The sequence below is a fragment of the Streptomyces sp. WMMC940 genome, assembly GCF_027460265.1.
Lineage (GTDB): Bacteria > Actinomycetota > Actinomycetes > Streptomycetales > Streptomycetaceae > Streptomyces.
Map to the genome: position 1 here is coordinate 2,508,593 of NZ_JAPZBC010000001.1, position 17,421 is coordinate 2,526,013.

Annotated in this window: 18 protein-coding genes; 7 read left to right on the plus strand and 11 right to left on the minus strand. The window is 72.7% G+C overall.

What is annotated here, in order from left to right; translation table 11 throughout:
• The first annotated feature begins 265 nt into the window (after positions 1 to 265).
• Together O7595_RS10860 and O7595_RS10865 are read left to right on the plus strand one after the other, a co-directional pair.
• On the plus strand, positions 266 to 1,381 hold the full coding sequence (locus tag O7595_RS10860; protein ID WP_269728508.1) for a magnesium and cobalt transport protein CorA: 1,116 nt from the start codon (positions 266 to 268) through the stop codon (positions 1,379 to 1,381).
• 29 nt (positions 1,382 to 1,410) lie between these two features.
• On the plus strand, positions 1,411 to 1,944 hold the full coding sequence (locus tag O7595_RS10865) for a hypothetical protein (protein ID WP_269728509.1): 534 nt from the start codon (positions 1,411 to 1,413) through the stop codon (positions 1,942 to 1,944).
• Positions 1,945 to 2,146: 202 nt separating this feature from the next.
• Here the strand turns inward: O7595_RS10865 and O7595_RS10870 are convergent, their stop codons facing one another.
• The gene (locus O7595_RS10870) at positions 2,147 to 2,926 is read right to left on the minus strand and encodes a hypothetical protein (RefSeq protein ID WP_269728510.1); all 780 of its coding nucleotides are present in this window, start codon (positions 2,924 to 2,926) and stop codon (positions 2,147 to 2,149) included.
• A gap of 229 nt (positions 2,927 to 3,155) precedes the next feature.
• On the opposite strand from O7595_RS10870, the gene O7595_RS10875 reads away from it, so the two are divergent.
• Positions 3,156 to 4,253: a CBS domain-containing protein gene (locus tag O7595_RS10875; protein ID WP_269728511.1), complete on the plus strand. Its 1,098-nt coding sequence runs from the start codon at positions 3,156 to 3,158 to the stop codon at positions 4,251 to 4,253.
• Between the two features lie 43 nt (positions 4,254 to 4,296).
• Positions 4,297 to 5,430 (plus strand): Mrp/NBP35 family ATP-binding protein, encoded by a 1,134-nt coding sequence (locus O7595_RS10880; RefSeq protein WP_269728512.1) that lies wholly within the window; start codon positions 4,297 to 4,299, stop codon positions 5,428 to 5,430.
• A gap of 96 nt (positions 5,431 to 5,526) precedes the next feature.
• Here the strand turns inward: O7595_RS10880 and O7595_RS10885 are convergent, their stop codons facing one another.
• The 5 genes from O7595_RS10885 to sigE all read right to left on the minus strand — a co-directional run bounded on the left by O7595_RS10885 (position 5,527) and on the right by sigE (position 10,562).
• Entirely contained in the window at positions 5,527 to 6,189 is a 663-nt protein-coding gene (locus O7595_RS10885; protein WP_269728513.1) for a hypothetical protein, read from the minus strand.
• 126 nt (positions 6,190 to 6,315) lie between these two features.
• Complete coding sequence (locus O7595_RS10890) at positions 6,316 to 6,762, minus strand: sec-independent translocase (RefSeq protein WP_269728514.1); 447 nt, start codon at positions 6,760 to 6,762, stop codon at positions 6,316 to 6,318.
• 108 nt (positions 6,763 to 6,870) lie between these two features.
• On the minus strand, positions 6,871 to 8,841 hold the full coding sequence (locus O7595_RS10895) for a S1C family serine protease (RefSeq protein ID WP_269728515.1): 1,971 nt from the start codon (positions 8,839 to 8,841) through the stop codon (positions 6,871 to 6,873).
• 114 nt (positions 8,842 to 8,955) lie between these two features.
• Positions 8,956 to 9,804 (minus strand): anti-sigma factor family protein, encoded by an 849-nt coding sequence (locus O7595_RS10900; protein ID WP_269728516.1) that lies wholly within the window; start codon positions 9,802 to 9,804, stop codon positions 8,956 to 8,958.
• Positions 9,801 to 10,562 carry an RNA polymerase sigma factor SigE gene (gene sigE, locus O7595_RS10905; protein WP_269728517.1) on the minus strand — a complete coding sequence of 254 codons (762 nt, stop codon included), beginning with the start codon at positions 10,560 to 10,562 and terminating at the stop codon, positions 9,801 to 9,803. Before sigE ends, O7595_RS10900 begins: the two co-directional genes overlap by 4 nt.
• Before the next feature lie 140 nt (positions 10,563 to 10,702).
• Between sigE and O7595_RS10910 the strand changes: the two genes are divergently transcribed.
• Entirely contained in the window at positions 10,703 to 11,368 is a 666-nt protein-coding gene (locus tag O7595_RS10910) for an O-methyltransferase (protein WP_269728518.1), read from the plus strand.
• A gap of 196 nt (positions 11,369 to 11,564) precedes the next feature.
• Here O7595_RS10910 and O7595_RS10915 read toward each other — a convergent pair whose 3' ends face one another.
• Positions 11,565 to 11,732: a DUF3117 domain-containing protein gene (locus O7595_RS10915; protein WP_003966491.1), complete on the minus strand. Its 168-nt coding sequence runs from the start codon at positions 11,730 to 11,732 to the stop codon at positions 11,565 to 11,567.
• Positions 11,733 to 12,069: 337 nt separating this feature from the next.
• Between O7595_RS10915 and O7595_RS10920 the strand changes: the two genes are divergently transcribed.
• Positions 12,070 to 12,870 (plus strand): enoyl-CoA hydratase/isomerase family protein, encoded by an 801-nt coding sequence (locus O7595_RS10920; RefSeq protein WP_269728519.1) that lies wholly within the window; start codon positions 12,070 to 12,072, stop codon positions 12,868 to 12,870.
• A 3-nt stretch (positions 12,871 to 12,873) separates the two neighbouring features.
• Here O7595_RS10920 and O7595_RS10925 read toward each other — a convergent pair whose 3' ends face one another.
• Positions 12,874 to 13,524, minus strand: a complete 651-nt coding sequence (locus O7595_RS10925) for a DNA-3-methyladenine glycosylase I (RefSeq protein ID WP_269728520.1) — start codon at positions 13,522 to 13,524, stop codon at positions 12,874 to 12,876.
• A complete protein-coding gene (locus tag O7595_RS10930; RefSeq protein WP_269728521.1) occupies positions 13,521 to 14,006 on the minus strand; it encodes a hypothetical protein in 486 nt (161 codons plus the stop codon). The genes O7595_RS10925 and O7595_RS10930 overlap by 4 nt, the downstream gene beginning before the upstream one ends.
• A 111-nt stretch (positions 14,007 to 14,117) precedes the next feature.
• On the opposite strand from O7595_RS10930, the gene folP reads away from it, so the two are divergent.
• Positions 14,118 to 14,990, plus strand: a complete 873-nt coding sequence (folP, locus tag O7595_RS10935; protein WP_269732450.1) for a dihydropteroate synthase — start codon at positions 14,118 to 14,120, stop codon at positions 14,988 to 14,990.
• 163 nt (positions 14,991 to 15,153) lie between these two features.
• Here the strand turns inward: folP and O7595_RS10940 are convergent, their stop codons facing one another.
• Positions 15,154 to 15,933 carry a TIGR00730 family Rossman fold protein gene (locus O7595_RS10940; RefSeq protein WP_269728522.1) on the minus strand — a complete coding sequence of 260 codons (780 nt, stop codon included), beginning with the start codon at positions 15,931 to 15,933 and terminating at the stop codon, positions 15,154 to 15,156.
• A gap of 205 nt (positions 15,934 to 16,138) precedes the next feature.
• A complete protein-coding gene (dapE, locus tag O7595_RS10945) occupies positions 16,139 to 17,218 on the minus strand; it encodes a succinyl-diaminopimelate desuccinylase (RefSeq protein ID WP_269728523.1) in 1,080 nt (359 codons plus the stop codon).
• Positions 17,219 to 17,421 lie beyond the last annotated feature (203 nt).

Genomic DNA, 17,421 nt, shown 5'->3' on the forward strand with positions numbered 1-17,421 from the left:
GGGCTGCGATGGATCGAAGTCGACCGTGCAGTACCAACCGCTCTTCCGCGCGACTCCTCCCCTCGTTCCGCTGAGGGCTTCTCGCACCGTCAGTTCCACGGCACCGCGCATGACGGAAGAGCACGACTCCCCTGCCTGACTGTCTGTAGCGAACGCCGTCACCGCGTCCCGCGGTGCCGCCCGCTTTGCGGACGTATCGAGACACGTCCCCATTCCGGGCTGTGCCACGCCTCGCACCGGCGGCCCCTCCGTGAAGGAGCCTGCCATGTCGATGATCCGTGACCTGCGTCAAGCGGTCCGCCCCGCCCTGCGCAAGAGCGTCGGCCCGTACAGCGCGTACGACGCCACCCGTGACCCCTCCGCGTCCACCGCCGTCGTCGACTGCGCCGTCTACCGCGACGGCGAGCGCCTCGAGAACACCGGCTGCCTCACCCCGCGCGAGGCGATGCTGCGGGTGCGTGAGGGCGGCGGCTTCGCCTGGATCGGCCTGCACGAGCCGACCGAGGAGGAGTTCTCCGGCATCGCCGCCGAGTTCGGCCTCCACCCGCTGGCCGTCGAGGACGCCGTGCACGCGCACCAGCGGCCCAAGCTGGAGCGGTACGACGACACCTTGTTCACGGTCTTCAAGACCGTCCACTACGTGGACCACACCGAGCTGACGCCGACCAGCGAGGTCGTCGAGACCGGCGAGGTGATGTGCTTCACCGGGCCCGACTTCGTGATCACGGTCCGGCACGGTGGCCAGGGCTCCCTGCGCAACCTCCGCCACCGGCTGCAGGACGACCCAGAGCTGCTCGCCAAGGGCCCCTCAGCGGTGCTGCACGCCATCGCCGACCACGTCGTGGACGGCTACATCGCGGTCGCGGACGCCGTGCAGGTCGACATCGACGAGATCGAGATCGACGTGTTCTCGGCGCCGTCGAAGGGCAGCACCCGGGGCACCGACACCGGGCGGATCTACCAGCTCAAGCGTGAGGTGCTGGAGTTCAAGCGGGCCGTGACCCCGCTGCTGCGGCCCATGCAGTTGCTGAGCGAGCGCCCGATGCGGCTGGTCGACCCGGACATCCAGAAGTACTTCCGCGACGTCGCCGACCACCTGGCCCGGGTGCAGGAGCAGGTCATCGGCTTCGACGAGCTGCTGAACTCGATCCTGCAGGCCAATCTGGCGCAGGCGACCGTCGCCCAGAACGAGGACATGCGCAAGATCACGTCCTGGGCCGCGATCATCGCCGTCCCGACCGCGGTCTGCGGGATCTACGGCATGAACTTCGACCACATGCCCGAGCTCCACTGGCGGTACGGCTACCCCATGGTGCTCATCGGCATCGTCGGGGTCTGTCTCGCCATCCACCGCACGCTGAAGCGCAACGGCTGGCTCTAGAAGGGCGTCCCTCCAATAGGCTGCGGGGTATGAACGAAGCTTCCGCCCGCCCCGCCGAGGACCCCCTGCTCGGGCAGGCCCTCGTGGAGGAGGCCACCAAGAAGTCCGGTCTGATCTGGGTGCGCGGCAGCGGCCCCGACCGGGCGCTGTGGCATGCGTGGCACGACGGCGCGGCCCATGTCGTCGGCGACGGGCCGGGCGAGCAGCCGTTGCCCGGACTGGCGGACGGCTCCACCGCCGAGGTCACCGTGCGCAGCAAGGACAAGGGCGGCCGGCTGGTCTCATGGACCGCCGCGGTGACCGAGCTGGCGCCGGGTTCCGAGGCCTGGGCTGCGGCCGTCGGCGAGCTCAAGGGCAAGCGGCTCAACGCCCCGGACGGCGAGCGGATGACGGAGCGCTGGGGCCGCGAGTGCCGGGTGCTGCGGCTCGAGCCGCGCGGGTCCAGCACCGACCATCCCGAGGACGCGCTGGCCGCCGTGCCGCTGCCCACACCGGCCACGACCCGTCGTCCCGTCCCGGCCGCCCTGCCCCGGCTCCTCCGCCGCGGCCGCAAGCGCCACTGAGGTCGCCGGCCACGGATCCACCGTGGCCACCGGCGGCGGTTGCCGACCACCGGGACCCGCCGACCGCGGACACCGCGGCGCGGCCTCGGCACCGCCGCGAGCCCAGGACCGTGGGTCGCCGTCGGGGGCCGGCCGCAGGGACCACGGCGTAACGAGGTCCGCGACGCACGCCCCCGCAGCGGAGCGGATCCGGCGCCGTGGGCTAGTCGCTCGCGCGCGGGAGCTGGCGGCCGTAGTCGACCGTCTCGTCCTTGGCGGGGGCCTCCAGCGGGAAGTCCTGGCCCCACTCCCCCAGTGTGAGAACGCCCGCGTCGCCCGCCCGGTCCAGTTGGAGGGGGTAGGGCTTGCCCTCGAGTGAGACCGCGAGCGTCCCTCCGTTGCCCTCGCCGCCCATGATCTCGATCGTGCGGACACCGCCGATGGTGCCGCGGTCGCCCTTGCTGAGCTTGCCGTGGAGGCCCAGCAGCCCGTCGAGCAGGACGTTCATGTCGGTGAAGCCGCGCAGCTGCTTGTAGGCCGGGTCGTCCTCGGGCACCTTGACGTACTTGTCGTCGAGCTTCTCGGCAGCGGCCTCGTCCTCCTTGCTCGGCTCCGCGTCGGCGCCCTTGCCGTCGGAGTCGGCGTGCACCCAGAAGCCCGCGTCGGCCTTCAGGAAGAGGGCGTCCTCGACCCGCAGCAGCTCGAAGGTGGAGTTCTTCGAGGTCACCGAGCCCACCCCGCCGGACTTCTTCAGCCGCATGTTCAGCTTGTACGTGCCGCCCTTGGAGACCAGCGTGCCCGCCACGCGCACGGCGTCCGCCGCGTCGGCCGCCGCCTTGGCCTTCTTCTCGATGGCGGGCGCCTCCAGCTTGCCGACGCCGTTCGTCCCCGCGTCCGGGTCCTCGCCGCACCCGGTGAGGGCCGTGGCCAGCGCCGCGCACAGCACGACGGGGAGCGCGGCCCGGCGCACAGGGGCTGCCGGACCCGGGGGGAGAGCGGTCACGAGCGCACTGCCTCTCATACGCGTGGGGGTGGCAGACCGCAGCGTACCCGGGGTCGGAGGGCTTTCCGGAGGGCAGTCGTCCGGGCCTCCGGGGACAGCGCCACGGATCGGTACGGGCTAGCCTGAAGCCGTTGAACGATGCCATTTCGGAGCAATCCGTTTCGCTCCTCGTACGAACCCGGCGGTCTGTTCCCAGTGGCCCGCCGCGGCAGTGGAGGAGGCGTTGAGCATGGCGGCAGACGGCCCTCGGATCTTCCTCTCGCATCTCGCCGGGGTCCCGGTCTTCGGCCCCGACGGCGGCCCGGTCGGGCGGGTGCGGGACCTCGTGGCCACGTTCCGGGTCGACCGTCCGCCCCGGCTGGTGGGCCTGGTCGTCGAGGTGCTCGGGCACGGTCCCGTCTTCGTGCCCGTCTCCCGGGCGACCGGCCTCGAGTCCGGCCAGGTCACGCTGTCCGGCCCCGTGAGCATGCGCCGTTTCGGCCTGCGGCCGGACGAGCGGCTCGTCCTCGGCCAGCTGCTGGACCGGCGGGTGCGGCTCGCGGACTCGGGCGAGCAGGTCACGGTCCTGGACGTCGAGGTGCACCGGCACCCGGCCCGCGCGCACTGGGAGGTCGACCGGATCTGCGCGCACCGCGACCGGGGCGGAACCGCCCGGCACCGCGGGGAGGCGCTGACGGTCGACTGGTCCGCCCTGAGCGGCCTGCCGCCCGAGGAGCTCCTGGTGTCGTCCCCGGTGGGGGAGCGCCCGAACTTCGGGCAGGACGCGGAGGACGAGGCCGAGCAGGAGCGCACGGCACGGGCCCTGATGAGGACCGAGCCGGTCGTGGTGCCGCCGGAGGCCACCGTCGCCGACGCCCTGGCCCGGCTCGGCGAGCGGGAGCTGATCCAGGCGCTGGCGGCCCAGGTCTACGTCTGCCGGCCGCCCGGCGAGCCGCCCACCGGCCCGTACCTGGGCACGGTGCCCGTCCAGCGGCTGCTGCGGAGCGCACCGGACGCGCCGGTCGCGCCCCTCGTCGACACCGAACTGCCCCCGCTCCACCCGGACACCCCGCTGCCGGCGGTCAGCTGCTGTCTGACCGCCTACGACCTGGTCGCGGCCCCTGTGGTGGACGACGAGGGGGCCTTGCTGGGTGCGGTCACCGTCGACGCCGTACTGGACCATCTGCTGCCCGACCACTGGCGGGAGGCCGAGTACGGGATGCCGGACGCCGACGGGACGGAGTCGGGAGCGGCCGGGACCGGCGTGGTCGGGGATCCGACGCAACCACCCGCGGCCGCGCTATTCCCGTCAGGGCACCCCGGCGGACGTGACGAAGTCGACCGCTGACGGAGGCCCCCGCGGCCGGATCCCGCGCCGTACCATCGTGCGTATGGTTACGGAAGACGCGGTGCGCGACGCACTGGCGACGGTGAACGACCCCGAGATCAACAAGCCGATCACGGATCTCGGCATGGTCAAGTCGGTGGAGATCGGATCCGACGGCGCGGTCGCCGTCACGGTCTACCTCACCGTCTCGGGCTGCCCGATGCGCGAGACGATCACCCGGCGCGTCACGGACGCCGTCTCGGGCGTCGAGGGCGTCACCGGCGTCGACGTCTCCCTGGACGTGATGAGCGACGAGCAGCGCCGCGAGCTCGCGGCCTCGCTGCGCGGTACGACCGCCGAGCGCGAGGTGCCGTTCGCCAAGCCGGGCTCGCTGACGCGCGTCTACGCGGTCGCCTCCGGCAAGGGCGGTGTGGGCAAGTCCTCCGTGACCGTGAACCTGGCGGCGGCCATGGCCGCCGACGGACTGAAGGTCGGTGTCGTCGACGCCGACATCTACGGCCACAGCGTGCCGCGCATGCTCGGCGCGGACGGCCGTCCCACCCAGGTCGAGAACATGATCATGCCGCCGTCCGCGAACGGCGTGAAGGTCATCTCGATCGGCATGTTCACCCCGGGCAACGCACCGGTCGTCTGGCGCGGCCCGATGCTGCACCGCGCGCTGCAGCAGTTCCTGGCGGACGTCTACTGGGGCGACCTGGACGTGCTGCTGCTGGACCTGCCGCCGGGCACCGGCGACATCGCGATCTCCGTGGCCCAGCTGGTGCCCAACGCCGAGATCCTGGTCGTCACCACGCCGCAGCAGGCCGCGGCGGAGGTCGCGGAGCGGGCCGGCTCCATCGCCGTACAGACCCACCAGAAGATCGTCGGCGTCGTCGAGAACATGTCGGGGCTGCCGTGCCCGCACTGCGACGAGATGGTCGACGTCTTCGGAACGGGCGGCGGCCAGGTGGTCGCCGACGGGCTGACGAGGACCACGGGCGCCCAGGTGCCGGTGCTCGGCCAGATCCCCATCGACGTACGGCTCCGGGAGGGCGGCGACGAGGGCAAGCCCGTCGTCCTCACCGACCCCGACTCCCCCGCCGGTTCCGCCCTGCGGACCATCGCGGGCAAGCTCGGCGGCCGTCAGCGCGGCCTGTCGGGCATGTCGCTCGGCATCACCCCGCGCAACAAGTTCTGAGGCCGTCCTCCAGACGGGGCCGCGGGACCGCCCACAACCCCCGGAGGGTTGTGGGCAGTCGTCGTCCCGGGCGGCGACCCGGCGTGGACGCGCGGTCTACGCGTACGCCTCGAGGTCCTGCACCACGGAGAAGCCGAGCCCGTACGCGCTCATCCCCCGCCCGTACGCCCCGATGTGCACCCCGTTCCCGGTCGAACCGGCGAGCACCCAGCCGAACTCGGACTCGCGGTAGTGGAAGGGCACGGGCACCCCGTCCACCGGCAGGGACAGCTCCGACCAGGCGGGCCCGGTGAGGTCGTCCGCGAGCTCGAAGGCGGTCTCCGTCTGCTGGTCCAGCCAGTCGTCCCGCAGGGTGTGGTCGAGCTGTGCCGGCCAGGTGCAGGCCAGCAGGCCCGAGCCGGCCAGCCAGGCGGCCGAGGAGACGGTCGTGGCGTCCAGGACGCCCGTACCGTCACCGGTGTGCCGCATCGGGCTCGACGCGACGGTGACGACCACGGCGAAGCGTTCCTTCTCCGCGCCGGTCGCGTCGGACTTTATCGACGGCTCGTCGCCGTGCCCCATGGAGCCGTGCTGCACCGAGCCGTCGGCGGCCGTACCGACCTGCATCAGCCAGCGCGGCCCGTTGAAGGCCTCGTCCAGGCCGTACCAGGGGAAGGGCGCGCGCAGATAGCCGTCGACGGTGCGCCGGGCTGCGGGCACCCCCTCAGCGGTGGAACTGCTGGGCGGATCCTGCGCCCCTACCCGACTCGTCGTCTCCATCTACCCGGCGCCTCCTTGGTCAGCGAGGTCCGGAACGGCCCGCCCCCCGCGGGCGTCCTCGATCCCGGACAGATGGAGGATAGCCACCCGTCACCGACTCGTTGCGATTGACGGCGGTAGGGGGCCTCAGGTGGCGTCTGCGTCGAAGGGCGGGCGCTCGCCCTGATCGGGCCTTTCGCGCTTCTTGAGGAGATCGGGCGTCGCTCCCGCGTCCGGCGTGCCGCCGACGGCGGCCCGCACCGGGCTGTCGGGCTCCTTGCCGTTCACGGCGTCCGCGACCTCGTTGATCTCCTTCTTGAGGTCGAAGCTGCTGCGGATCTCCTTGAGGTCCTCGTTGTCGGAGAGCTGCTTCCGGATGAAGGCCTTGGGATTCAGGTCCTCGAACTCGAAGTCCTTGAATTCCGGGCCCAGTTCGCTGCGGATGTCGTGCTTCGCGTTGTCGGAGAATTCGCGGATCCTGCGGATGAAGCGCGAGACGTCCTGGATGACCTTGGGCAGCTTGTCCGGGCCGAAGACCAGCACGGCGAGGACGACGAGCGTCACGAGCTCGAGTGCGCCTATGTCGTTGAACACCTTGCTGCTCCTCGTGTTCTCGTTCTCCGTGCCCGCAGCGCTGGGACGAGCGGGACCGGCTCCACGGTACCCGGCAAATCTGTCCCGACGGTACCTTCGGGATGTCCGTCACGTGCCGGTGGACGAACCGAGCGTCACCGCCCTCGTCCGCTCCTTGCCGTCGCGGAGCACCGTCAGTTCCAGCCGGTCGCCGGGCCGGTGCGCACGGATCTTGACGATGAGCTCCTCACCGTTGTGCACCCGCTGGCCGTCGACCTTGGTGATGACGTCGCCCGGGCGGATACCGGCCTTCGCCGCGGGGCCGCCCGCGACGACGGACGGGGCCCCGTCCTTGCCCTTCTCGCCGACGCGGGCGCCGTCTCCCGAGTACTCCATGTCGAGGCTGACGCCGATCACCGGGTGGGTGGCCTTTCCGGTGTTGATCAGCTCTTCGGCGACCCGCTTGCCCTGGTTGATGGGGATGGCGAAGCCGAGACCGATCGAGCCGGCCTGCCCGGAGCCGGCGTCGGGGCCGGAGCCGCCGTCCGCGGCGCGGATGGCGCTGTTGATACCGATGACCCGGGCCCGGGAGTCGACGAGCGGTCCGCCTGAGTTCCCGGGGTTTATCGGTGCGTCGGTCTGCAGGGCGTCGACGTAGCTGATGTCGCTGCCGTCGCCCTTCTCCCCGCCGGCGGTGATCGGGCGCTCCTTGGCGCTGATGATTCCGGCGGTCACGGTGTTCTGGAGGTCGAAGGGGGCACCGATGGCCACGACCGGGTCACCGACCCGGACGTTGTCGGAGTTGCCCAGCGGCAGCGGCTTGAGGCCGGAGACCCCCCGGACCTTGACGACGGCGAGGTCGTAGCCGCTGTCCTTGCCGACGAGGGTGGCCCGTGCCGTCTCGCCGCCGCTGAACGTGACGGAGATGTCGCCGGAGCTGCCCGCCGGGGAGACCACGTGGTTGTTGGTGAGGATGTGCCCCTGCGCGTCCAGCACGAAGCCGGTGCCGGTGCCCTGCTCACCGCCCCCGCTGACGTGCAGCGTCACCACACCGGGAAGGGCGCTGGCGGCGATCCCGGCGACGCTGTCGGGCGCGCGGTCGGTGCGCTCCGGCCCCGACTGCGGCAGTTCGACGGTGGTGATCCCCCCGTTGCGTTCCAGGTACGCGCCCACGCCGCCGCCGAGGACTCCGGCGAGCAGCGCGAAGACCAGCGCGCCGGCGAAGGCCATGCCCCGCCGGGACTTCTGCCTCGGCGGCTCTCCGGTCCGGATCAGGGTCCCCCCGGGCGCACCCCAGGGGTCGTACTGCCGCCACTGCCCCGGCACGGGGGCGGCGTGCGGTGCGGGCGCGGCGGAACCCGGCTGGCCGCCGCCGGCCGGGTACGGCGGTGGCGTGCCGCCGGCTCCGCCGGGGTGCTGCACCGGCGGCGCGGGAGCCCACGGTCCGGGGCCGCCGTACGGCGGCGTGCGGTACTCGTCCGGCTCGTGCAGGGGCCGCGCGCCCCCGTCCGAAGGCCCGGCCGCGGGGACGCCGGCCGGATGCGGGGCCCCAGCGGCCGGACCGGGTGCGGCGTCCCGGACCGGCGGGGAGTACGGGGCACGCGGGCCGCCGTCCCGGCGGTTGTCCGCGTCGTGCGCGACGACCGGCCCGCTCGCCCAGGCATGGCCGGCACCCTCGTCGACGGCCGGCACGTCGGCGGAGATGTCCCCGTCGTACGCGACGACCGGCCCGCTCGCGCGGTTGTCCTCCGACTCGGGCTGCCGGACCGGGCCGCTCTCCTCGCGGGTCCCACCGGACGGCTGCGCGGCGGCCGGAGCCTCGGGGGCGCCGGGCTCGGCCGGCGCGCTGCCGGGGCGGCCGGGTGCCGGTGACTGCTGCTCCGCGGGGGTGAGGGGGGCGGGAAGCGGGTACTCCGGCTGATCGTCGACGAGAGCTCCCGGCGCGACGGACACCCGGTCGTCACTGCCCGGGGCGCCGGCCTCGACCACGCCGGCGGTGTGCTCCGCCGCCGAGGCCGCGTCGACGGGCGACGACGGCTCGGGGTGGGCCGGACGGCTCCACCACTTCGGCTTGGGACCCGTCGGCTTCCCGTTCTCCATGCTCTCCCCGCAACTGCCGCTCCGTGTGCCCCGCCGGGCACCGTCCCCTGGATTCAACCAGGTTTGCGGATGGCGTCCTACAGTGCGCCCGACCGCCCGGAGCGGGCCTCCGTATCAACGCCGGGGCGGGGCGGCGAACCGGCTGGGCTGCGGGGACGCGGAGGCGCCGGGACCGGGAGCCGTGGCCAGCTGGAACGCCGAGGCGGTCGGCCGCGCCGGCAGGGGCGCGGCACCACCGGCGAGCAGCGACGACGCCGCGAAGGGAGGGGACGGCGGCCGCGTCCGGACCAGGGTCTGGGGGGCCACCGCCACCACGGGGGTGCTGCTGATCCCGGTCACGCCCGTTCCGCCGCCCCGTCTGCGGTTGGCCTCCGTACCCGCGGCGGCAGTGGCCGTGCGCAGGGGGGTCACGCTGTTGCCGCGGCTGTCCCCGCGGGCGGAGGCGTCGCCGGTGGCGGCGAGCGGCAGCGATCCGCCCAGCGCGATCGCGGCGAACGACACCGCGCTGGCCGCGGCGAAGGCGAACCTCCGGCCGCGCCACGGGGAGCGCTCGGCCTCCTGACGCGCTACGTCGTGGATGCGGAACCCGGAGCCCGGCCCGCCGTCGGGCAGGCCGTGGCCGCCCGGGACGTACCCGAAGCCCTCCGAGGTCACGCCGAAGACGCCATCGCCGGGACGTCCCCGGCGATACGGACCTCCCCGCCCGTCGTCATCACCTCCGGGCGGACCCGCGGGCAGCCCCTGGAGCCGAGCGAGAAGGCCCTCGGAGGGCGGCGGCGGTGCGGCCGTGGCGAAGACGCTCTTCAACCGACGCTGTGCGTCGGCCTCGGCCTTGCACTTGGGACAGGTCGCGAGATGGGCCAGGACGCGCTCGCGCGCGTCGTGTTTGAGCTCGCCGTCGACCAGGGCAGCGAGCCGGTCCCCCAGGTGCTGCTCCGCAGGGGTCGGACTTGTGCTGCTCACGCCGTCCCGCCCTCCCCGGCCACGCCCGCGAGGGAGCGCTGCTCGGCACGCGCCTCGGGAGAGCGGTGCCGCAGGGCCTTGCGCAGGTGGGAGCGGCCGCGGTGGATCCGGCTGCGGACGGTGCCGAGCTTGACGCCGAGCGTGGCGGCGATCTCCTCGTACGACAGGCCCTCGATGTCGCAGAGCACCACGGCGGCGCGGAACTCGGGGGCCAGGGTGTCCAGCGCCTGCTGGACGTCGGCGTCGAAGTGGGTGTCGTGGAAGACCTGCTGCGGGGACGGCTCCCGGCTGGGCAGCCGCTCGGCCGCGTCGTCGCCCAGGGCGTCGAAGCGGATGCGCTGCTTGCGGCGGACCATGTCCAGGAACAGGTTCGTCGTGATGCGGTGCAGCCAGCCCTCGAAGGTGCCCGGCGTGTAGGTCGACAGGGAACGGAAGACACGGACGAAGACCTCCTGGGTGAGGTCCTCGGCGTCGTGCTGGTTTCCGGTCAGACGGTAGGCCAGGCGGTAGACGCGGCCGCTGTGCGTGCTGACGATGTTCTCCCACGAGGGAGGTGTCCACGCCTGCGATTCCGCATCCGGTGCGAACGTCGCGGTGGGTACGGAGTCGGCCTGGCCGGAACGGGCGTCAGCGGTGTCGGTCACGGATTTCGGCTCACCCGCCGACCCGAGGAGACGCCTCAGCACCCCTCTCCGGTCCACAGGCGCAGCCGCACCTCCCCTGTCGGCTCTGGTGGTGTCCAGTGGAGCCCCTACCATAGCCACCTCGCCCGTTAGCTCCGGATAAGAATCTTTACGCGAATTTGAGAACGGGTGCGATTCACCCGTGCCTTTCCCCGCTCTTTCCATAACGCCCGGTCCCATCTGCGGGTTCCCGTGCGCAGCGGATACAGTCTCGGTTGCGCCAACTACGGGGACAGGAGAGGGTCATTACCGCCAACCGGCAGACGAGCTGGGCGTTCGCCGACGCCTTTGTCGCCGAGGACGATGCACTGCGCTGGGCCCGCGACCGGGCCCGGGAGGCGGGGCTGCCCTCGGTGTCGCCCGGCACGGGCTCGGCCCTGCGTCTGCTGGCCGCGACGGCGGACGCCAAGGCGGTCGCGGAGATCGGCACCGGCACGGGCGTCTCCGGTATCTACCTGCTCCAGGGCATGCGGCCGGACGGTGTGCTGACCACGGTCGACCCCGAGCCGGAGCGCCAGCAGTTCGCGCGCGAGGCCTTCCGTGCCGCCGGCTTCGCCGGGAACCGGGCCCGCTTCATCCCCGGCCGCGCCCTCGACGTACTGCCCAGGCTCGCGGACGGCGGCTACGACCTCGTCTTCTGCGACGGCGACCGGCTGGAGTCGCTGGACTGTCTAGCTGAATCGTTGCGCCTGCTGCGGCCTGGGGGGCTTGTGTGCTTCGAGGGCGTCTTCGCGGACGGCCGAACGGTCGATTCGGCGGCCCAGCCGGGCGAGGTGCTGCGCGTGCGCGAGCTGCTGCGCACGGTGCGGGAGAGCCAGGAACTGCTGCCGTCGCTGCTCCCGGTGGGCGACGGGCTGCTCTGCGCGGTGCGCCGCGGCTGACGGGCCCCACCACCCGGTGGACGCGAGTCCGTGGAACGGACCGGCTCCGGGCACGGCACGCCGGGCGACCACCGCCACGGACGGCACCCACCCACGAAGCGCGCGGAGACGGTCGGCGGACTTCCGGGAACGGCACTGCCCCGGCGCAGCGAGGTGCCGTGCCGGGGCAGTACAGAAAGGTGTGGGCGCTTCCGCGTCAGCCGACGACCTTCTTGAGGGCATCGCCAAGGGCGTCGGCCTCGTCCGGAGTCAGCTCGACGACGAGCCGACCGCCGCCTTCGAGCGGAACGCGCATGACGATGCCCCGCCCCTCCTTGGTCACCTCGAGCGGGCCGTCGCCCGTCCGCGGCTTCATGGCCGCCATGCTCGTTCCCCTTCCTGAAACCAGCTCATCGTCAGCCGACGGCCCCCTGGGTGGGCACACGTCACCGGCATCGAACACATTGCTTCCCAGCCATTATCCCGCATCGCAGGACCCGATGACCAACATCAGTCGGCATCGCTTGCGCAACGCGCTTTCGCAAAACCACCCAATTCGGGGATCCGCCTGCGATACTTCGCCCCCGCCCGAGACCAGCACACCGAACCGGGGCCGGGGATTTCTTTGACGCAGGTCACATACCGGGGCGTAGGTCGGCCCCGGTGATCTCCGCCATGCTGGGCTCGACATCACTGCCCGAGGTGCGAAGGGGACCCCCGACATGGCCGACACCGTGCTGTACGAGGTGAGCGACGGACTCGCGACGATCACGATCAACCGGCCCGAGGCCATGAACGCGATGAACGTCGAGGCCAAGGTCGCCCTCCGGGACGCCCTGCGGGCGGCCGGGGCGGACGCCGGTGTACGCGCGGTCCTGCTGACGGCGACGGGCCGCGCGTTCTGTGTGGGCCAGGACCTCAAGGAGCACATCTCGCTGCTGGTCTCCGACCGGGAGTCGGGCACCGGCCACACGATGAACACCGTGCGCGACCACTACAACCCGATCGTGCGGGCGATCACCGAGATGCCGAAGCCGGTGGTGGCGGGCGTGAACGGCGTCGCCGCGGGTGCCGGTATGGGCTTCGCCCTGGCAGCGGACTACCGGGTCGTCGCGGACACCGCCAAGTTCACGACGTCCTTCGCCGGCGTCGCGCTGACGGCGGACTCCGGGGTCTCCTGGACGCTCCCCCGGCTGATCGGCCCCAGCAGGGCCGCCGACCTGCTGCTCTTCCCCCGGTCGATCTCTGCGCAGGAGGCCTTCGACCTGGGCATCGTGAACAAGCTCGTACCGGCCGACGACCTGGCGGTGGAGGCCGCGGCGGTCGCCCGCGCCCTGGCCGACGGCCCCACACTCGCCTACGCCGCGATCAAGGAGTCCCTCGCGTACGGGGCGGGCCACACGCTGGGCGAGACGCTGGAGAAGGAGGACGAACTCCAGACCAGGGCCGGCGCCTCGGAGGACCACGCCATCGCGGTCCAGGCCTTCATCGCCAAGGAGAAGCCCAAGTACGTGGGCCACTGAGCGTCACACCGGCCGGTGCCGCCTCGGCACCGGCCGGCGGTCCGGTGGCCCCGGCTCGGGGCGGCCGGCCGGCGCCCCGGCCCCGCGCGCAATGCAGTCCGCGAGATGGTCGTCGACCAGACCGCAGGCCTGCATGAGCGCGTATGCCGTCGTGGGGCCGATGAAGCGCAGACCGCGCTTCTTCAGGTCCTTGGAGAGGGCGGTGGACTCGTCCGTGACCGCCGGGACGTCCGCGAGAGTGCGCGGCACCGGGCGCACGGCCGGGTCCGGCGCGTACGACCAGATCAGGGCGTCGAGCTCACCCTCGGCCCAGTCGGCCAGCACCCGTGCGTTGGCGATGGTCGCCTCGATCTTGGAGCGGTTGCGGATGATGCCCGCGTCGGCGAGCAGGCGCTCCGCGTCGGCGTCGGTGAACGCCGCGACCGAGGCGATCCGGAAGCCGGCGAACGCCTCCCGGAAGCCCTCGCGGCGGCGCAGGACGGTGATCCAGGAGAGCCCCGACTGGAACGCCTCCAACGCGAGCCGCTCGAACAGCGCGTCGTCCCCGCGGACGGGACGGCCCCACTCCTCGTCGTGGTACCTGACGTAGTCCTCGGTGGACAGGCCCCAGGGGCAGCGCAGCCGCCCGTCCGGGCCGACGAGGGCGCCGCTCATCGCGGCTGCTCCCCGTCGCCACCGGGGAGATCGGGGCGCCCGGGCGGGGCCTCCGGGACGTCCGGCCCTCCCGCGCCGTTCTCCGCGGCCGGGCGGTCATCGGTGGCCTTCTCGAAGAGCCCCGGCCGCTCCCCCGGCACCTCCCCGGGCCGCTCGTCGAAGAGTCCGGCCGGGCTGACCGCCGTCGCCTGGCGGCCCGCCAGCGCGGACTCCAGCTCGGCGATCCGCGCGTCCCGCTCGGCGAGCTCGGCACCGAGCCGTCCGAGGACCTCGTCGACGTCGAGCATCCGGTAGCCCCGCGCCGTCACGGGCAGACGGAGCGCCTCGATGTCGGCACGGCCCACGGGACGCGTCAGCGGCAGCGGGTCCACCAGCCGCTCGGGCGCCACCTCAGGGAGCACCGCCTTGTCACCGCCGCCGACCACCGCCAGGGTGACCGCGGCGACGACCACGACCATCGCGATCAGCAAGAACCAGAACACAGCGCGCCTCTCCCCGGAGCAGGAAACCGTCCGCTGCCGATCGTGCCATGCGCCGCTGACGGTTAAGGTCGCAGGCGACCGATCGCGAGGAGGAAACAGCGGATGCAGGGGATGCACGACGGGACTCTGCGGCTGGGGCGGCGCGAGTTCGGCGCGCACGAGCCGGTGATCATGGCGATCGTGAACCGGACTCCGGACTCCTTCTACGACCAGGGCGCCACGTTCCGCGACGAGCCGGCTCTGACCCGTGTCGAACAGGCGGTGTCCGAGGGTGCCGCCATCATCGACATCGGCGGTGTGAAGGCCGGTCCCGGTGAGGAGGTGACCGCCGAGGAGGAGGCGCGCCGCACGGTCGGCTTCGTCGCCGAGGTGCGCAGGCGCTTCCCGGACGTGGTGATCAGCGTCGACACCTGGCGGCACGACGTGGGCGCCGCCGTCTGCGAGGCGGGCGCCGACCTGCTGAACGACGCCTGGGGCGGGGTGGATCCCGCACTGGCGGAGGTGGCGGCCCGGTACGGGGCGGGCCTGGTCTGCACACACGCGGGCGGTGCCGAGCCGCGGACGAGACCGCACCGGATCGCGTACGACGACGTGATGGCGGACATCCTGCGGGTGACGAACGGTCTGGCGGAGCGGGCGCTCGAGCTCGGTGTGCGCCGGGACGGGATCCTCATCGACCCGGGCCACGACTTCGGGAAGAACACCCGCCACTCGCTGGAGGCGACGCGCAGGCTCGGCGAGATGGTGGGGACGGGCTGGCCGGTGCTGGTCTCCCTGTCGAACAAGGACTTCGTCGGCGAGACCCTCGACCGCCCGGTCAAGGAACGGGTGATCGGCACGCTGGCGACGACCGCGGTGTCGGCATGGCTCGGTGCGCGGGTGTACCGGGTGCACGAGGTGGCGGAGACCCGTCAGGTGCTGGACATGGTGGCGTCGATCGCCGGGCACCGGCCCCCGGCGGTAGCCCGCCGGGGACTCGCGTAGGACGGGGGCGGCCGGGACCGGCGCCCGACCGGACCACCGGCCGACCGGGACTCGGCGGCGGGACCGCCATGGCGGTCGACCGGCGGACCGGAGACCGGACGGCCGTCCGCCGGCCCCCGCACCGCCAGGGCGCCGCAGCGGACCGGGCCTCCGCGGCGCCCGCTCAGGCCTCGTAGCCCTCGTACGGGATCGGCGGCGGCGGGCCGGTCTCCTTGGTCACCAGGGCGACCGCCTCGTCCACGTCGTCCGTGACGTGGAAGAGCAGCAGGTCGCGCGCGGACGCCTTGCCCTCCGCGACGACCGTGCCGCGCAGCCAGTCGACCAGACCGGACCAGTACCGCGACCCGAAGAGCACGACGGGAAAGCGGGTCACCTTCCCGGTCTGGACGAGGGTGAGCGCCTCGAACAGTTCGTCGAGCGTCCCGAAACCGCCCGGCATGACCACGAAGCCCTGCGCGTACTTGACGAACATCGTCTTGCGGACGAAGAAGTAGCGGAAGTTCACGCCGATGTCGACGTGCGGGTTGAGGCCTTGCTCGAAGGGCAGCTCGATGCCCAGCCCGACCGAGATGCCGCCCGCCTCCCGCGCACCGCGGTTGGCGGCCTCCATCGCCCCCGGCCCGCCCCCGGTGATCACGGCGAAGCCGGCGTCGACCAGGGCCCTGCCGATCCGTACGGCGGCGTCGTACTCGGGGGTGCCGGGAGCGGTCCGGGCGGAACCGAAGACGCTGATGGCGCTGGGCAGTTCGGCGAGGGCGCCGAAGCCCTCGACGAACTCCGACTGGATGCGCATGACCCGCCACGGATCGGTGTGCACCCACTGCGAATCGCCCTCGGTGTCCAGCAGGCGCTGGTCCGTGGTGCCGGGCTGGATCTGATCCCTGCGCCGCACCACCGGACCCAGCCGCTGCTCCTCCGGCCGTGCTTCCTCGGGACTGCCCATGACCTGCTCCCTCCGCCGTGGTGCACGTTCCAGGTCAGGGTAGGTCGCCGGAGATGGACGAGAGCGAAATTCCGGAGGTCGGATACGAGGAAGTCCGGCTGTGGCGGTTCACCCGGTGATCGTCACGGAGTGGCCGTCGCACGATCCGGGTGGCGTCGCGGGTGGCCCCGTCCTCGGTCCGGACGGTGACGTCACGCGATGGCCGTCACGCGCTGAGCCACTGCCGCAGTCGCTCCTCACAGTGTGTGATCTTGTCGACGGCCACGTGCTCGTCCCGCTTGTGGGCGAAGAGCGCGTCGCCCGGACCGTAGTTGACCGCCGGGACGCCCAGTGCGCTGAAGCGCGACACGTCGGTCCAGCCGAACTTGGGCTGTGCCGTACCGCCGACGGCCTCCATGAACGCGGCGGCGGCCGGGTGCGAGAGGCCGGGCAGCGCCCCGCCGGTGTGGTCGTCGACGATGAACTCGGCGACGTCGCAGTCCGCGAACACCTCACGGACATGGGCCTCGGCCTCCGCCATGGTCCGGTCCGGGGCGTAGCGGTAGTTGATCACGACGGTGCACGAGTCGGGGATGACGTTCGTCGCGACACCGCCCTCGATCCCGACGGCGTTGAGCCCCTCGTGGTACCTCAGGCCGTCGATCACCGGACGGCGCGGTTCGTAGGCGGCGAGCCGGGCCAGGATCGGACCGGCGGCGTGGATGGCGTTGAACCCCATCCAGCTGCGGGCGGAGTGTGCGCGCTCCCCGGCCGTACGGAGGTGGACACGCAGAGTTCCCTGGCAGCCGCCCTCCACCTGAGCGTCGGAAGGCTCGAGCAGGACGGCGAAATCGCCCTCCAGCCAGTCGGGGTGGGTGTCCGCGATATGTCCGAGACCGTTCAGATGTGCGGCGACCTCCTCGTTGTCGTAGAAGACGAACGTCAGGTCGCGGTTGGGCTCGGGCACGGTCGCGGCGATCCGCAGTTGGACGGCGACCCCCGACTTCATGTCCGAGGTGCCGCAGCCCCACAGGACGCCGTTCTGGTCGAGCCGGGAGGGGACGTTGTCCGCGATCGGCACGGTGTCGATGTGCCCGGCCAGGACCACGCGTTCGGACCGGCCCAGGTTCGTCCGGGCGACCACGTTGTTGCCGTGTCGGTCGACGGTGAGGTGGGGCAGGGCACGCAGCGCCCGCTCGATCGCGTCGGCGAGGGGCTTCTCGTCGCCGCTGACCGACGGGAAGTCGACGAGCCGTGCGGTGAGTGCCGGGCCGTCCAGGGTGAGATCAAGCGCGCTTTCGGGCATGGCCCGACCCTAGCGCCCCGCCTCGCCCGCCTGCCGACCCGCGGGTGCGCCGCCGGGCCGGGCGGCACGGGCTCCGGGCCGGCGGGACGTCGCGGGGCCCGCGGGCGTCGGGGGCGGCCCGGGGTGTGAGGAGAGGCGACCGGGTCCGGTGCCGGTTGGGGGCCCGCGGTCCGGGGGAGTCGACGGCCCGGGCCGGGTCCCGC

Excerpts from the sequence above, each read along its gene's own strand:
- O7595_RS10860 (WP_269728508.1), top strand. The coding sequence starts at position 266 with ATGTCGATGATCCGTGACCTGCGTCAAGCGGTCCGCCCCGCCCTGCGC.
- O7595_RS10865 (WP_269728509.1), top strand. The coding sequence starts at position 1,411 with ATGAACGAAGCTTCCGCCCGCCCCGCCGAGGACCCCCTGCTCGGGCAG.
- O7595_RS10875 (WP_269728511.1), top strand. The coding sequence starts at position 3,156 with ATGGCGGCAGACGGCCCTCGGATCTTCCTCTCGCATCTCGCCGGGGTC.
- O7595_RS10880 (WP_269728512.1), top strand. The coding sequence starts at position 4,297 with ATGGTTACGGAAGACGCGGTGCGCGACGCACTGGCGACGGTGAACGAC.
- O7595_RS10885 (WP_269728513.1), bottom strand. The coding sequence starts at position 6,189 with ATGGAGACGACGAGTCGGGTAGGGGCGCAGGATCCGCCCAGCAGTTCC.
- O7595_RS10895 (WP_269728515.1), bottom strand. The coding sequence starts at position 8,841 with ATGGAGAACGGGAAGCCGACGGGTCCCAAGCCGAAGTGGTGGAGCCGT.
- sigE (WP_269728517.1), bottom strand. The coding sequence starts at position 10,562 with ATGGTAGGGGCTCCACTGGACACCACCAGAGCCGACAGGGGAGGTGCG.
- O7595_RS10915 (WP_003966491.1), bottom strand. The coding sequence starts at position 11,732 with ATGGCGGCCATGAAGCCGCGGACGGGCGACGGCCCGCTCGAGGTGACC.
- O7595_RS10920 (WP_269728519.1), top strand. The coding sequence starts at position 12,070 with ATGGCCGACACCGTGCTGTACGAGGTGAGCGACGGACTCGCGACGATC.
- O7595_RS10925 (WP_269728520.1), bottom strand. The coding sequence starts at position 13,524 with ATGAGCGGCGCCCTCGTCGGCCCGGACGGGCGGCTGCGCTGCCCCTGG.
- folP (WP_269732450.1), top strand. The coding sequence starts at position 14,118 with ATGCACGACGGGACTCTGCGGCTGGGGCGGCGCGAGTTCGGCGCGCAC.
- O7595_RS10940 (WP_269728522.1), bottom strand. The coding sequence starts at position 15,933 with ATGGGCAGTCCCGAGGAAGCACGGCCGGAGGAGCAGCGGCTGGGTCCG.
- dapE (WP_269728523.1), bottom strand. The coding sequence starts at position 17,218 with ATGCCCGAAAGCGCGCTTGATCTCACCCTGGACGGCCCGGCACTCACC.